Annotated in this window: 12 protein-coding genes; 9 read left to right on the plus strand and 3 right to left on the minus strand. The window is 71.5% G+C overall.

Features of this window, described 5'->3' with window-relative positions; genetic code table 11:
- Window positions 1-5: 5 nt before the first annotated feature.
- Window positions 6-1,673 carry a penicillin-binding transpeptidase domain-containing protein gene (locus ACWCQS_RS25180; protein ID WP_451006544.1) on the minus strand — a complete coding sequence of 556 codons (1,668 nt, stop codon included), beginning with the start codon at window positions 1,671-1,673 and terminating at the stop codon, window positions 6-8.
- 403 nt (window positions 1,674-2,076) lie between these two features.
- Complete coding sequence (locus tag ACWCQS_RS25185) at window positions 2,077-2,427, minus strand: VOC family protein (RefSeq protein ID WP_451006545.1); 351 nt, start codon at window positions 2,425-2,427, stop codon at window positions 2,077-2,079.
- Between the two features lie 166 nt (window positions 2,428-2,593).
- Between ACWCQS_RS25185 and ACWCQS_RS25190 the strand changes: the two genes are divergently transcribed.
- A complete protein-coding gene (locus ACWCQS_RS25190; RefSeq protein WP_451006546.1) occupies window positions 2,594-3,373 on the plus strand; it encodes a DUF4389 domain-containing protein in 780 nt (259 codons plus the stop codon).
- Window positions 3,374-3,452: 79 nt separating this feature from the next.
- Window positions 3,453-4,562, plus strand: a complete 1,110-nt coding sequence (locus tag ACWCQS_RS25195) for a PP2C family protein-serine/threonine phosphatase (RefSeq protein ID WP_451006547.1) — start codon at window positions 3,453-3,455, stop codon at window positions 4,560-4,562.
- 158 nt (window positions 4,563-4,720) lie between these two features.
- Here the strand turns inward: ACWCQS_RS25195 and ACWCQS_RS25200 are convergent, their stop codons facing one another.
- Window positions 4,721-6,469, minus strand: coding sequence for a dolichyl-phosphate-mannose--protein mannosyltransferase (locus tag ACWCQS_RS25200; RefSeq protein ID WP_451006548.1), 1,749 nt, complete (start codon window positions 6,467-6,469; stop codon window positions 4,721-4,723).
- Between the two features lie 125 nt (window positions 6,470-6,594).
- On the opposite strand from ACWCQS_RS25200, the gene rsmI reads away from it, so the two are divergent.
- The 7 genes from rsmI (at window position 6,595) to ACWCQS_RS25235 (ending at window position 14,450) form a co-directional block, all read left to right on the plus strand.
- A complete protein-coding gene (gene rsmI / locus ACWCQS_RS25205; RefSeq protein WP_451006549.1) occupies window positions 6,595-7,443 on the plus strand; it encodes a 16S rRNA (cytidine(1402)-2'-O)-methyltransferase in 849 nt (282 codons plus the stop codon).
- Between the two features lie 262 nt (window positions 7,444-7,705).
- Complete coding sequence (locus ACWCQS_RS25210; RefSeq protein ID WP_451006550.1) at window positions 7,706-8,107, plus strand: hypothetical protein; 402 nt, start codon at window positions 7,706-7,708, stop codon at window positions 8,105-8,107.
- A gap of 47 nt (window positions 8,108-8,154) precedes the next feature.
- On the plus strand, window positions 8,155-9,051 hold the full coding sequence (locus ACWCQS_RS25215) for a TatD family hydrolase (protein ID WP_451006551.1): 897 nt from the start codon (window positions 8,155-8,157) through the stop codon (window positions 9,049-9,051).
- Window positions 9,052-9,201: 150 nt separating this feature from the next.
- Window positions 9,202-10,554 (plus strand): ubiquitin-like domain-containing protein, encoded by a 1,353-nt coding sequence (locus ACWCQS_RS25220; protein WP_451006552.1) that lies wholly within the window; start codon window positions 9,202-9,204, stop codon window positions 10,552-10,554.
- A 101-nt stretch (window positions 10,555-10,655) separates the two neighbouring features.
- Entirely contained in the window at window positions 10,656-11,561 is a 906-nt protein-coding gene (rsmA, locus tag ACWCQS_RS25225) for a 16S rRNA (adenine(1518)-N(6)/adenine(1519)-N(6))-dimethyltransferase RsmA (RefSeq protein WP_451006553.1), read from the plus strand.
- A complete protein-coding gene (locus ACWCQS_RS25230; RefSeq protein ID WP_451006554.1) occupies window positions 11,558-12,451 on the plus strand; it encodes a 4-(cytidine 5'-diphospho)-2-C-methyl-D-erythritol kinase in 894 nt (297 codons plus the stop codon). Before rsmA ends, ACWCQS_RS25230 begins: the two co-directional genes overlap by 4 nt.
- Window positions 12,452-12,641: 190 nt before the next feature.
- Window positions 12,642-14,450 (plus strand): ABC-F family ATP-binding cassette domain-containing protein, encoded by a 1,809-nt coding sequence (locus tag ACWCQS_RS25235; RefSeq protein ID WP_451006555.1) that lies wholly within the window; start codon window positions 12,642-12,644, stop codon window positions 14,448-14,450.
- Window positions 14,451-14,579: the final 129 nt, after the last annotated feature.

Raw genomic sequence — 14,579 nt, forward strand, 5'->3', positions numbered from 1 at the left:
TCTGATCAGCCCATCTTCAGCAGGGTCGCCACGATCGGCCCCGCCGTGTCACCGCCGTGGCCGCCCGCCTGGACCACGCCCGCGGCGGCCAGGTCGCCCTTGAACGCGGTGAACCAGCCGTTCGGCTTCTTCTGGCCGTCGACCTCGGCGGAGCCCGTCTTGGCGCCGTAGTCCCCGCTCATGCCCGCCATCGCCTTGGCCGCCGTGCCGTAGTCCGCCGTGAAGCGCATGACCTGCTTCAGCTGGGACTGCGTCTTCGCGGACATGGTGCGCGACGCCTTCGCCAGCGTGCGGTGGTCCACGTCGGGGGAGACCAGGTACGGCTGGTGGAAGACGCCCGACTCCACCGTGGCCGCCACCGACGCCATGTTCAGCGGGTTCATGCGCACCCCGCCCTGCCCGATCAGCGAGGCGCCCATCTGCGCGCCGCTCTGCACCGGGACGGAGCCGTCGAAGGACGGGACGCCGATGGCCCAGTTGTTCATGGAGAGGCCGTAGACCTCCTGGGCCTCCTTCGTCAGATCGCTGTTGGACAGCTTCGGCGCGAAGTCGATGAAGGCGTTGTTGCAGGAGGCCCCGAAGCTCTGCTCGAAGGTGCCCTTCTTGATCTCGGAGTCGCCGTCGTTGTGGAACGTCCAGCCGGCCAGCTTGTACGTCTTGGGGCAGGGGTGCGAGGCGTCCGGGGTGATGAGCTTCTTCTCGAACAGCATGGTCGACGTCACGATCTTCATCGTGGAGCCGGGGGCGAGGGAGCCCTGGAAGCCGACGTTGAAGCCGTGCTCGCTGTTGGCGACCGCGAGGATCTCGCCGGTCGAGGGCCGTACGACGACCACGGAGGCCTGCGAGCGCTTGCCGACCTGCTGCTCGGCCGCCGCCTGGAAGGTGGGGCTCAGCGTCGTCTTCACCGTGCCCGGCGTGCCCTTGGTCAGCTCCACCAGCGTCTTGTCGGACAGCCCGGCCTTCTGCGAGGCCTTGCCGCGCACCACACGCAGCTCCACGCCCGCCTTGCCGCCCGCCGTCTTGCCGTACTTCTCCCGCAGCCCGTCCAACACCGGCCCCAGGGACGGGTACTTGGCGGCCGTCACCTCGCCGCCGTCACGGTCCAGCGCCTTGACGGGCGGGGTGCCGGACTCGCCGGTGACGAGCGTGTCGCCGTCCTTCAGATCCGGGTGGACGACCGAGGAGTGCCAGTCGACCAGCGGCTTGCCGTCGCTCGCCCGCCGTACCACGGTGAACGAACTGCCGTACGCCAGCGGCTTGCTGAGGTTCCGGTACGACACCGTCGCCTTGACGGAGAACGGCACCTTGGCGCCCGTGGGCGTGCCGGCGGTGAGGGTGACGTCCTTCAGATGGGCGTCCTTGGTGTAGCCGGTCAGCAGCCCCGTGGCGGCGGAGGCGTCGTCGGTCGCGGCGGCCGCCTCGCCGATCCTGCCCTGCTGCCACGCGGTGAGGAAGCGGGTGGAGGCGGTGCGGATCTCGGCGGCGCTGAGCGGGCCGGTCTTGACGGCCTTGTGGTCGGCCGAGGCGGACGTCCGCTCGTCGGCGGCGGCACCGCCGTCGGTCAGCACGTAGCCGGCGAACCCGGCACCGCCGACGGCGAGGACGATCACCCCGCCGACCAGGGCGGGACCGGGACTCCTCCGTCGCTCGGCGACGCGCCTTCTCTTGCCCACAGCCTCAGATCCTCCGTGCCTTCCCCAGGGTCCCCGTAGCCCTCACACTCCCCAACGACGGCACTCACCATAAGGTCCCCGCCTCGGCGGGTGATGTCTGGGGCAAATCCGTAGCACGCTTGCGACAATTCACGGCCGCTCCCGGTTCGCGCGGATTCGGGCGTGGTGGGCGCGGTGGTGCGCGTCCTGATCGTGGTGACGTGGCTGGTGCTGTGTGTGGGGTCGGTCCGGACGATCAACGCTTTGAACCGGCGGGAGGAAGCGGCGCGGCGTGAGGTCCTCGGCGACGACTTCCGCGGCTGGACATCACGCGTACAGCGGCCCCGCACCGGATCGTCGGGGCGGGGCCGTCGTCATGTGGTGGACTCGGACGCCGTCCCGGTCCGGCCGATGCGTTTGAGCCTCACTGACGCCGGCCGAGGACACAGAACTCGTTGCCTTCGGGGTCTGCCAGGACAACCCAGGATTGCTCACCCTGGCCGATGTCGACACGCTGTGCGCCATGAGCCACCAGACGAGCCACCTCGGCGTCCTGGTCATCGGGCCTGAAGTCGAGGTGCAGCCGGCTCTTGGCCTTCTTGCTCTCGTCCAGCCGGACGAAGTCCAACCCCGGCAGGCGATCCGGCGCCGGGCGGATCTCGAACTCCTCATCGGAGGAGTGGACCACGACCCAACCAAGAGCCTCGGCCCACCACTGCCCCAGAGCTACCGGGTCCTCCGAGTGGACGATTACCTGTTCCCATTCCAAGGTCATTCGCCGACCTTAGCCCGCCAGGACGTCGAGCAATAGCCGCTCAGTCCCCCTCGACCGCGAGCAAGCCGGTCACCCAGTTGGTCCTCACCACGCGTGCACGGGGCCGACCGGCGTGATCCTGAAGCTCTGAGCCGAGCGACAGTCGCGGACCTGACAGGAGCTGGCTATGGCAGACCATACGTGGGCGCCGCACCCCGCTCCCCCGCCGGAGGTGCTCCCGGAGCTGGATCTCCCCGAGCCCGGCCGGCAGCGCCGCTGGACCGTGCTGCTGCGCTGGCTCCTGCTGATCCCCCAATACATCGCCCTGCTCTTCCTGTGGATCGCCGCGTCCGTCGTCATGGTCGTCGGCTGGTTCGCCGCCCTGATCACCGGACGGCTGCCCGAACCGATCGCCTCGTTCCTGACCGGCTACCTCGTCTACTCGACCCGCGTCACCGCCTACGCGATGCTGTTGGTCGACGCCTACCCGCCGTTCGCCTTCCTGGCGCCCGACCATCCCGTCCAGGTCGAGGTCCATCCCGGGAGGCTCAACCGCCTCGCCGTCTTGTTCCGCATCATTCTGCTCATCCCCGCCGCCGTCGTGGTGGAACTGCTCATCCTCGGCTGGTACGTGATCTGCCCCATCTTCTGGGTCGTGGTGCTGATCCGCGGCCGGATGCCGCGCCCGCTGTTCGAGGCGACCGCCGCCACCGCCCGCTACGACATGCGTCTGTACGCCTACCTGATGATGCTCACCGCGGCCTACCCCAAGCGGCTGTTCGGCGACGCGCCCGCCCCTGGCGAGCAACCCCGCTCAGCTACCCGCCCGCTGCCGCTCAGCGGCGCGGGCAAAACCCTGGTCGTGGTGTTCCTCGTCCTTGGGGCCGTGCTCTTGATCTTCGACGAATTCGTCAGCGCCACCTACAACACCAGCACCACCTCACAGGCCTTCAGCCGCCTCCGGTGAAGGAGTGGTGACAGGCGAGCCGCGACTCCCCGCTCGTATCGTGAAAAGAGGCAGAGCTGCTGGGCAAGGCAGGGAAGTGATGAAGGTACCGGCGGTCGACTACGCGGCGGTGTTCCAGGCCCTTCCCGGGGCGGTGGCGCTGGTGACTCCGGAGCTGGTCTACGCGGACGCCAACCCGGAGTTCTTGCGGCTCCGGGGCCTTGCCCGCGAGCAGGTGGTCGGTCACTTCGTGCCCGAGGACCACCCCGAAAAGGCCCCCGCCGAGCCTCTCCTGCTCAGAGTTCTGGCGTCACTGCGCCAGGCGGCGGGCACCGGTGAGCGCAGCATCGTGGCGTTGCAGCGCTACGACGTGCAGGACCCCGACCAGCCCGGAGTGTGGCACGAGCGGTACTTCAACATGACCAACATCCCCGTGTTCGGATCGGATGGGCGGGTGGCGCTGCTGCTGCACCGGGTGGAGGACGTCACCGAACTCATCCGCGCCCGTGAAGTCGCGCTGACCTTGCAGGAATCCATGCTGCCGGCTTTGCGCCCGGCCGGCCGGCATCAGGCGGCCGTACGCTACCGGCCCGCCGCCGAAGCGCTGAATGTGGCCGGGGACTGGTACGACCTGGTCGACCTGCCCGGCGACCGCATCGCCGTCACCGTCGGCGACGTCGTCGGCCATGGCCTGCCCGCGGCCTGCGTCATGGGACAACTGCGCAGCGCCCTCACCGCCGCCTGCCTCGTCGCCGAAGGCCCCGCCCGCGCCCTGGAAGTCCTCGGGTTGTACGCCCGCACCCTCGACGGCGCCGAGAACACCACCGTGGCCACGGCATTCATCGACTGGGAGACCGGCACCATCACCTACAGCAGCGCCGGCCACCCCCCACCTGCGCTCCTGCAGGGGGACGGGACCGTCGAGTTCCTCGACCAGGCCACCGACCCGCCACTGGCCGCCAGCCCTCAGCACGCCACCCGGATCCAGGCTGCCACGGCCTTCCGCGAGGGCGCCGTTCTCGCGCTCTACACCGACGGCCTGATCGAACGCCGAGGCGAGGACATCGACTCCGGCCTCGCCCGGCTCGCCGACTCCCTGGCCCGTCACCGGACAGACGACCCCGAAGCCCTCGCCGACGCCGTGCTCAACGACCTGCTCCCACCCGGTGGCGCCACCGACGACACCGCCCTGGTCATCGTGCGGCTGTGAATCCGGCCCGCTGCGTTCGCCAGGCGGCCCCGCGGTCCGTAACCCTGCAGGCCGGGCCGTCTCCGGGCCGTCTGAGGGAGGCCGATGACGCCTCGGACAACCGACAACGGCCAGGACGGCCCGGCGTCCTGCCTGGCCGTCCTAACGCGTCTGCCCGGCTAGACCCAGGTGTCCAGCCACATCCGCGACCGCCACGAGTCGATCGGGATCGCCGTGCCCGTGTACAGGGGCCAGAAATAGATGAAGTTCCAGGCGATCAGCAGTACCAGGACGCCCGCCGCCGACGCGCCGATCACTCGGCGGGTGTCGGAGGAGCCCGGTGGGCCGACGATCGCGCCGATCAGCATCGCCACCGCCAGGCACAGGAACGGCACGAAGACGACCGCGTAGAAGAGGAAGATCGTCCGCTCCTGGTACAGGAACCAGGGCAGATACCCCGCCGCGATGCCGCACGCGATGGCACCGGCGCGCCAGTCGCGGCGGAACCCCCACCGCCACAGCACGTACAGGATCGCGAAGCAGGCCGCCCACCACAGCAGCGGTGTGCCGATCGCCAGCACCTCACGGGCGCACTTCTGGCCCGCGTTCGCCGGGCACCCGTCCGCCCCGGGATTCGGTGACTCGTAGAAGTACGACACCGGGCGACCCAGCACGATCCAGCTCCACGGGTTGGACTGGTAGGTGTGCGGGGAGGTCAGGCCGACGTGGAACTTGTACACCTCGTGCTCGTAGTGCCACAGGCTGCGCAGCCAGTCCGGCAGGAAGGTCCAGCTGCCACCCCTGCCGTCGGTGGCCGCCCAGTTGCGGAAGTAGCCGCCGGTGCCGTCCGCCGGGGAGAGGATCCAGCCGAGCCAGGAGAGCACATAGACCGCGATCGCCACCGGCACCGTCGCCAGGAAGGCGATGCCCGTGTCGTACTTCAGGGCCGCCGTGTACGGGTGCCGGGCGCCGGCCGTCTTGCGCGCCCCCACGTCCCACAGCACCGCCATCACACAGAAGGCGGCCAGGATGTACAGGCCGTTCCACTTGGTGCCGATGGCCAGGCCCAGCATCAGCCCGGCCACCCAGCGCCAGGGGCGCAGGCCGAAACGGAACCTGTCGGCGACGTGCCAGTCCGGGCGGACCCGGCCGTCGGTGTCCATGGGCAGCGCCGCGGCCAGCCTCTCCCGCGACCGGTCCCGGTCGATGACCAGACAGCCGAACGCGGCCACCACGAAGAACATCAGCACGCCGTCGAGCAGCGAGGTCCGGCTCATCACGAAGTGCAGGCCGTCCACCGCCATCAGCGCGCCCGCCAGGCAGCCGAGGAACGTCGAGCGGAACAGCCGGCGCCCGATCCGGCACAGCAGCAGCACGCTCAGCGTCCCGAGCAGCGCCGTCATGAACCGCCAGCCGAACGGGTCGAACCCGAACATCAGCTCGCCGAGCCCGATGACGTACTTGCCGACCGGCGGATGCACGACGTACGCCGCGTCCGTCGGGATGGTGAGATGGCCGTGCGTCTGCAGCACCAGGTCGTTGGCGTTCTTGTCCCAGTTGACCTCGAAACCACGGTGGACGAGCGCCCAGGCGTCCTTGGCGTAGTACGTCTCGTCGAATATCACCGCGCGCGGGCTGCCCAGGTTCCAGAACCGCATCAGGCCCGCCATCAGCGTCACCAGCAGCGGACCGCCCCAGCCCGACCAGCGGGTGATCCGCTCGGCGAGGACCGGCGGCACGCCGAGCACCTGCCACAGCCGGGGGCCCGGCGCGGCGTACGGGGGCACCAGCCGGCCGCGTACGTCGCCCGAGGGCGCGTCCTTGGCCGGTACGTACCCGAATCGGCGCAGCCGCTGCTGCCACGACGGCCGCTGGTCGTGCGGCGCCTGGCCCTGCCGGAGGTCCATGGAGGACGCGGTACTGGTCACTCGCGCCATGGTAGGGAACCGTTCTGTGCGAGTCCCGTGCATGTGGGGTACCGGTCGGGATGTGGTCGTTCTCCGCGGGTGCGGGGGCGGCCCGCGCGAGGGACGGGGGCTGGGAGGATGGGGGTGTGACTGGAACCCTTGTCCTGGCAGGTACCCCCATCGGCGACATCGCGGACGCGCCGCCCCGGCTGGCCGAGGAGCTCGCCGGCGCCGACGTGGTCGCCGCCGAGGACACCCGGCGGCTGCGCCGGCTCACCCAGGCCCTCGGCGTCACGCCCAAGGGCCGCGTCGTGTCGTACTTCGAGGGCAACGAGTCCGCCCGTACGCCGGAACTCGTCGAGGAACTGCTCGGCGGCGCGCGCGTGCTGCTCGTGACCGACGCCGGGATGCCGTCCGTCTCCGACCCGGGCTACCGGCTGGTCGCGGCCGCGGTGGAGAAGGACATCCGGGTCACCGCCGTACCGGGGCCGTCCGCCGTGCTCACCGCGCTCGCGCTGTCCGGGCTGCCCGTCGACCGCTTCTGCTTCGAGGGCTTCCTGCCGCGCAAGGCCGGCGAGCGCCTGGCCCGGCTACGGGAGGTCGCGGCAGAGCGGCGCACGCTCGTCTACTTCGAGGCCCCGCACCGGCTCGACGACACCCTCGCCGCCATGGCCGAGGTCTTCGGCGCGGACCGGCGGGCCGCCGTGTGCCGGGAGCTGACCAAGACGTACGAGGAGGTACGGCGCGGCCCGCTGGCCGAGCTGGCGGAGTGGGCCGCGCAGGGGGTCCGCGGGGAGATCACCGTGGTGGTCGAGGGGGCGCCGGAGCGTGCTCCCGAGGAACTGGACGCCGAGGAGCTCGTACGGCGGGTACGCGCGCGTGAGGAGGCGGGGGAGCGGCGCAAGGAGGCGATCGCGGCGGTGGCTGTGGAGGCGGGGGTGCCGAAGCGGGTTGTTTTCGACGCGGTAGTTGCAGCGAAGCGTTCCGGTGAGTGACGGGGGTTCGTCCGCCCCCTGCGGGGCGCGCAGAACCCCTCTGAGCAGGGCTCTTCTCTTGTGAGCGGGCGGGCCATGGGACGGCAAAGGGCTGTCGCCGATGGCAAAGGGAAACGCCGCCGATCGGGGCCTTTTCTGCAAGGAAGACTCAAATCGATTCCAACACTCGACAGCCCTGGTGCGTTCGCGCTGGTGAAGGCGTCCACTGGTTGAAGAGACGCCCCGTTGCGGGGCGTTTGTCCAGCGGACAAGAGGAGCTGGCATGAGCGAGATCGCAGGGCAGACCGGCCTCCGTGGTACGCCCACCGCCGTCGTTCACGAGTCGTACTCGTTCGCCTGTATGCGATGCGGGCACGGCTGGGAGCAGTCGTACGAGATAGAGCACCACACGGACGCCGACGGGCATCAGTTCGTGCTGTACGTGGTCGACGGCCGGGTCGTGCCGTCGCCGCTGAGCCGGCCCGGCTGCCACAACTGCGACGGTCATGTCGTGCGGATCATGCGCGCGGGGCAGGTCTCCTCGGTGCGCGGGGTCGCCGAGCGGCACCACGCCGTGCCGCAGGCGGGCCCGGTCGAGGCCCCCCAGGTGCCCGCGGAGCCCCGCGAACCGAACCACTGGCACCTGTCCGATCTTCTGCACCCGTTCCAGCACAAGGCCGGCTGAGCGGATCACCGGGCGGTGCGGGCATGACCCTTTCGTAGGATCGGGGCATGCCTTCGAACGCCGGCCAGACCTCCAAGGGCGACAAGAACGCCGCACCGCCGCTTCCGGCGCCGCTGCGGGTTCCGGTCGCCGACTCGCACACCCACCTCGACATGCAGTCCGGCACGGTCGAGGAGGGCCTCGCGAAGGCCGCGTCCGTGGGGGTGACGACCGTCGTCCAGGTCGGCTGCGACATCAAGGGCTCGCGGTGGGCCGCCGAGATCGCCGCCGCCCACGACAGCGTCCACGCCACCGTCGCCCTCCACCCCAACGAGGCCCCGCGCATCGTCCACGGCGACCCCGACGGCTGGTCGCGGCAGGGCGCCCGGGAGCCGGGCGGCGAGACGGCGCTCGACGAGGCCCTCGCCGAGATCGACCGGCTCGCCGCGCTGCCCCAGGTGAAGGGCGTCGGCGAGACGGGGCTGGACCACTTCCGCACCGGCCCGGAGGGCAAGGCGGCGCAGGAGCGGTCCTTCCGCGCCCACATCGAGATCGCCAAGCGGCACGGCAAGGCGCTCGTCATCCACGACCGGGAGGCGCACGCCGACGTCCTGCGCGTCCTGAAGGAGGAGGGCGCCCCCGAGCGCACCGTCTTCCACTGCTACTCCGGCGACGCGGAGATGGCGGAGATCTGCGCCCGCGAGGGCTACTTCATGTCCTTCGCCGGCAACGTCACCTTCAAGAACGCCCAGAACCTGCGGGACGCCCTCGCCGTCGCCCCGCTGGAGCTGGTCCTCGTGGAGACCGACGCGCCCTTCCTGACCCCCGCGCCGTACCGCGGGCGCCCGAACGCGCCGTATCTGATCCCGGTGACCGTGCGCGCGATGGCCGCCGTGCGCGGCATCGACGAGGACGCGCTGGCCACGGCCCTCGCCGCCAACACCGCCCGCGCCTTCGGCTACTGAGTTCCGCGGTCCGCCGAGTCGGCGTTCGAATGCTGGGCGCACGCTCGACGGGCAACAGTGCGTAGTCGCGTCGCTTTGGAGAGTGACGACCGCTCCGCTAGGTTCTGGGGGCCCGATCGGACCCCTCTGGCTTCTCTGGAGCGTGTCGGCGTGAGCAAGTCGCAGTACGAGACGTACGAGCCGTACGGCCATGACGCCTCCGTGCACAACGCGGAGACACTGCCCTCTGGGCTGTACCGGGACACCTACCGGCCCGCTTACGAGGCGCAGGCGTACTTCGTCACCGAGCCGGTGCCGTCCCGCCAGGTGATGAGCGTGCCCGAGCCGGTGTACGCGGAGGATCCCGGACCACCCGAGGGCATGGACGGGCATACCGGACGCCGGCGCAGGGCCCGTTGCGCCGAGCGCCCGGAGTCCGCCGTGCGCCGTCTGCTGCCGCAGGCGCTGGTCGTGGCCTTCCTCGCCGGCGGCACCACCGCGTTCGTCGCCCAGGACAAGGCGATCGAGCTGACCGTCGACGGCCGGCCGCGCACCCTGCACACCTTCGCCGACGACGTGCACGAGCTGCTCGCCGAGCAGGGCGTGCGGGTGGGGGCGCACGACATGGTCGCGCCCGCCCCCGGCACGGCGCTCGCCAGCGGAGATGCCGTCGCCGTGCGCCACGGGCGCCCCGTCCGGCTCACTCTGGACGGCACGCGGCGCGAGGTGTGGACGACGGCGCACACCGTGGAAGGGGCGCTGGACGAGCTGGGGGTGCGTGCGGAGGGCGCGTACCTGTCCGCCTCGCGCTCCCAGCCCATCGGACGCGCCGGGCTCGCGCTCGACGTGCGCACCGAGCGCGCCGTCACGATCATGGCCGACGGCCGGACCCGGTCCATCCGCACCAACGCGGCCACCGTCCGCGAGGCCGTCGAGGAGGCCGGGATCGGCCTGAACGGCCAGGACACCACCTCCGTCCCGCCCGACAGCTTCCCCCGGGACGGGCAGACGGTGACCGTGCTCCGGATCAGCGGCATGCGGGAGGTCCGCGAGGAGCAGATCCCGTTCGAGACCGAGCGGACCGAGGACCCCACCCTCTTCAAGGGCACCGAGGTCGTCGCACAGCCCGGGCAGCCCGGACTGCGCCGCGACACCTACCTCCTGCGCACCGTCAACGGGGTCCGTGACAGACCGCGCCGGGAGACCTCCGAGCTGGTGCGCAAGCCGCGCAAACAGATCGTGAAGGTGGGCACCAAGCCCCTGCCGGCCTCGGCGGACGGCGGCGACGACCTCGACTGGCACCGTCTGGCCGCCTGCGAGTCCGGCGGGCGCCCGGACGCCGTCGACCCTTCCGGGACCTACGGGGGCCTCTACCAGTTCGACACCCACACCTGGCACAGCCTCGGCGGCTCCGGCCGCCCCCAGGACGCCTCGGCGGCGGAACAGACCTTCCGCGCGAAGAAGCTGTACAGGCGGCGGGGGTCGGCGCCTTGGCCGCACTGCGGGAGACGGCTGCACGGTTAGCCCCGCTGCGGCGCGCGGTTGCATGGTCAGCCCGCCTTCGGGGCGCTCGCGGCGCCGGGCGCCTGGCAAACCGGTCGGGCAGACCCCCGTACCCTTGTCCCGTGAGCAGCCCCACCCCCGACGCCCTCCTCGGCCCCGCCGACATCCGTGAGCTGGCGGCAGCGCTCGGTGTCCGACCCACCAAGCAGCGCGGCCAGAACTTCGTGATCGACGCCAACACGGTCCGGCGTATCGTCCGCACCGCCGAGGTCCGCCCCGACGACGTGGTCGTCGAGGTCGGCCCGGGGCTCGGCTCCCTCACGCTCGCGCTGCTGGAGGTCGCCGACCGGGTCACCGCGGTCGAGATCGACGACGTGCTCGCCGCGGCCCTGCCCACGACCATCGGGGCGCGCATGCCGGCGCGCGCCGACCGGTTCGCGCTCGTCCACTCCGACGCGATGCACGTCACCGAACTGCCCGGCCCCCCGCCGACGGCGCTGGTGGCGAACCTGCCCTACAACGTCGCCGTACCCGTGCTGCTGCACATGCTCGACACCTTCCCGAGCATCGAGCGCACCCTCGTCATGGTGCAGTCCGAGGTCGCCGACCGCCTCGCCGCCGCACCCGGCTCGAAGGTGTACGGCGTGCCGTCGGTGAAGGCCAACTGGTACGCCGAGGTGAAGCGGGCCGGGGCGATCGGCCGTAACGTCTTCTGGCCCGCGCCGAACGTCGACAGCGGCCTGGTCTCGCTGGTCCGCCGGGCCGAGCCGATCAAGACGACGGCCTCCAGGAGGGAGGTCTTCGCGGTCGTCGACGCGGCCTTCGCGCAGCGCCGCAAGACCCTGCGGGCGGCGCTCGCCGGCTGGGCCGGGTCCGCCGCCGCGGCCGAGGCAGCGCTGGTCGCGGCCGGGGTCTCGCCGCAGGTGCGCGGGGAGTCGCTGACGGTGGAGGAGTTCGCGCGGATCGCGGAGGCTGCGTCCTTGCGGGGGGCGACCCCCGCGCCCCCGAACGAGGAGTCCGGCAAGTGAGCGTCACGGTACGGGTCCCGGCCAAGGTCAACGTCCAGCTCGCGGTCGGTGCCGCGCGCCCCGACGGCTTCCACGACCTCGCCAACGTCTTCCTCGCGGTCGGCCTGTACGACGAGGTGACGGTGACCCCCGCGGAGGAACTCCGGATCACCTGCGCGGGCCCGGACGCCGCCGAGGTCCCCCTGGACCGCACGAACCTCGCCGCACGCGCCGCGATCGCGCTGGCCGCGCGCCGGGGCATCGAACCGAACGTCCACATCCACATCGCCAAGGACATCCCGGTCGCCGGCGGCATGGCGGGCGGCAGCGCGGACGGCGCGGGCGCGCTGCTCGCCTGCAACACGCTGTGGGGCACGGGGGCTTCGCGGGCCGAACTGCTCGCCATCTGCGCCGAGTTGGGGAGCGACGTCCCGTTCAGCCTGGTCGGCGGCGCCGCACTCGGCGTCGGCCGGGGCGAGCGACTGACCGCCCTGGAGGTCGGCGGCACCTTCCACTGGGTGTTCGCGATGGCCGAGCGCGGGCTGTCCACCCCGGCCGTCTTCCGCGAGTTCGACCGGCTGGCACAGGGGCGGGAGATCCCCGAGCCGGTGGCCTCGGCGGACCTGCTGGAGGCGCTGGCGAAGGGCGACGTGGAGGCGCTGGCGGCTTCCGTCTGCAACGACCTTCAGCCCGCGGCCCTGTCCCTGTTCCCGGAGCTGGCGGACACCCTGGAGGCGGGGCGCGGGGCGGGTGCGCCGGCCGCGCTGGTCTCCGGGTCCGGGCCTACGACGGCGTTCCTCGCGCGTGATGCCGGGTCGGCGGAGAAGGTGGCGGCGGTCCTGCGGGCGTCCGGCACGTGCAGATCGGTGCGGAAGGCCGCGGGGCCGGTGGCGGGGGCGACGGTTCTCTGACGGCGGGGCTCGGAGGGTGTGCCGATGTTCACCGCGACGCAGTGGTGAACGGTCCGCGGACGAGGGATCCCATCACCACTAAGGGTGACCATCCCCTCGCAGTCCGTCCCCACCTCCCGAGGCCCTACGCTAGAAGGCTGACCCACGCGGCGGAGCCGCATGCCGACACAGCCCCGCGCACAGGAGTGAAATGGCCGTCAACCTCGTCAATGTCGAGAACGTCAGCAAGGTGTACGGCACCCGTGCCCTGCTGGACGGCGTCTCGCTCGGCGTGTCGGAAGGGGACCGGATCGGGGTCGTCGGACGCAACGGCGACGGCAAGACCACCCTCATCCGGATGCTCGCCAAGGTGGAGGAGACCGACACCGGGCGCGTCACGCACTCCGGCGGGCTGCGGCTCGGCGTGCTCACGCAGCACGACTCCCTCGACCCCGCCGCCACCGTCCGCCACGAGGTCATCGGCGACATGGCCGACCACGAGTGGGCCGGGAACGCCAAGGTCAGGGACGTGCTGGCCGGGCTGTTCGGCGGGCTCGACCTGCCCGGCTTCCCCAAGGGGCTCGACACGGTCATCGGACCGCTGTCCGGTGGCGAGCGGCGCCGGATCGCGCTCGCCAAGCTGCTCATCGAGGAGCAGGACCTCCTCGTCCTCGACGAGCCCACCAACCACCTCGACGTCGAGGGCATCGCCTGGCTCGCGAAGCACCTGCAGAACCGCCGCTCGGCGCTGGTGTGCGTGACCCACGACCGCTGGTTCCTGGACCAGGTCTGCACCCGGATGTGGGACGTGCAGCGCGGCGATGTGTACGAGTACGAGGGCGGCTACTCCGACTACGTCTTCGCACGCGCCGAGCGCGAGCGGATCGCGGCCACCGAGGAGGCCAAGCGGCAGAACCTGATCCGCAAGGAGCTGGCCTGGCTGCGGCGCGGCGCCCCCGCCCGTACGTCCAAGCCGCGCTTCCGCGTGGAGGCCGCCAACGAGCTGATCGCGGACGTGCCGCCGCCCCGGGACAGCAGCGAGCTGATGAAGTTCGCCTCCTCGCGGCTCGGCAAGACCGTCTTCGACCTCGAGGACGTCACCGTGCAGGCCGGGCCGAAGGTGCTGCTCAAGCACGTCACCTGGCAGCTCGGACCGGGCGACCGGATCGGTCTGGTCGGCGTGAACGGCGCCGGCAAGACCTCGCTGCTGCGTGCCATGGCCGACGCCGCCCGCACCGAGGGCGAGGAACAGCCGGCGGGCGGCCGGATCGCCGTCGGCAGGACCGTCAAGCTCGCCTACCTTTCCCAGGAGGTCGCCGAACTCGACCCCACCTGGCGGGTCCTGGAGGCCGTGCAGCGGGTCCGCGAGCGCGTCGACCTCGGCAAGGGGCGCGAGATGACCGCCGGGCAGCTGTGCGAGACGTTCGGCTTCGGCAAGGAGAAGCAGTGGACGCCGGTGGGGGACCTGTCGGGCGGTGAGCGCCGGCGGCTCCAGCTGCTGCGGCTCCTCATGGACGAGCCCAACGTCCTCTTCCTGGACGAGCCCACCAACGACCTCGACATCGAGACCCTCACACAGCTGGAGGACGTCCTCGACGGCTGGCCCGGCTCGATGATCGTCATCTCCCACGACCGCTTCTTCGTCGAGCGCACCACGGACCGGGTCTTCGCCCTGCTCGGCGACGGCACCCTGCGGATGCTGCCGCGCGGCATCGACGAGTACCTGGAGCGGCGACAGCGCATGGAAGAGGCGGTCGCCGCGCAGGCCGCCGCCGCGGCGCCCAAGCCGGCCACGGCCGAGAAGAGCGCCGCCGACCAGCGCGCCGCCAAGAAGGAACTCCAGAAGATCGAGCGCCAGTTGGACAAGATCTCCGAGAAGGAGTCCAGGCTGCACGCCCAGATCGCCGACAACGCCACCGACTTCGCCAAGGTCGCCGACCTGGACGCCCAACTGCGCGACCTCCACGGCGAACGCGAGGAACTGGAACTCCGCTGGCTGGAGTTGGCGGAGGACGCGTAGCGCGAGGGGTGCGCCCCGGCGTGAACCAGCCACCGCGCACCCCCACTTCACCATCCCACCCCCCGACAGCCCCGCCGCCCGCCCCCGGCGCGCGGGGCTGTTGCGTGCGCCGCGTGAAGGGGGCGTGAA

The organism is Streptomyces sp. NPDC002076 (genome assembly GCF_053593835.1).

Excerpts from the sequence above, each read along its gene's own strand:
- ACWCQS_RS25185 (WP_451006545.1), bottom strand. The coding sequence starts at position 2,427 with ATGACCTTGGAATGGGAACAGGTAATCGTCCACTCGGAGGACCCGGTA.
- ACWCQS_RS25190 (WP_451006546.1), top strand. The coding sequence starts at position 2,594 with ATGGCAGACCATACGTGGGCGCCGCACCCCGCTCCCCCGCCGGAGGTG.
- ACWCQS_RS25195 (WP_451006547.1), top strand. The coding sequence starts at position 3,453 with ATGAAGGTACCGGCGGTCGACTACGCGGCGGTGTTCCAGGCCCTTCCC.
- ACWCQS_RS25210 (WP_451006550.1), top strand. The coding sequence starts at position 7,706 with ATGAGCGAGATCGCAGGGCAGACCGGCCTCCGTGGTACGCCCACCGCC.
- ACWCQS_RS25215 (WP_451006551.1), top strand. The coding sequence starts at position 8,155 with ATGCCTTCGAACGCCGGCCAGACCTCCAAGGGCGACAAGAACGCCGCA.
- ACWCQS_RS25235 (WP_451006555.1), top strand. The coding sequence starts at position 12,642 with ATGGCCGTCAACCTCGTCAATGTCGAGAACGTCAGCAAGGTGTACGGC.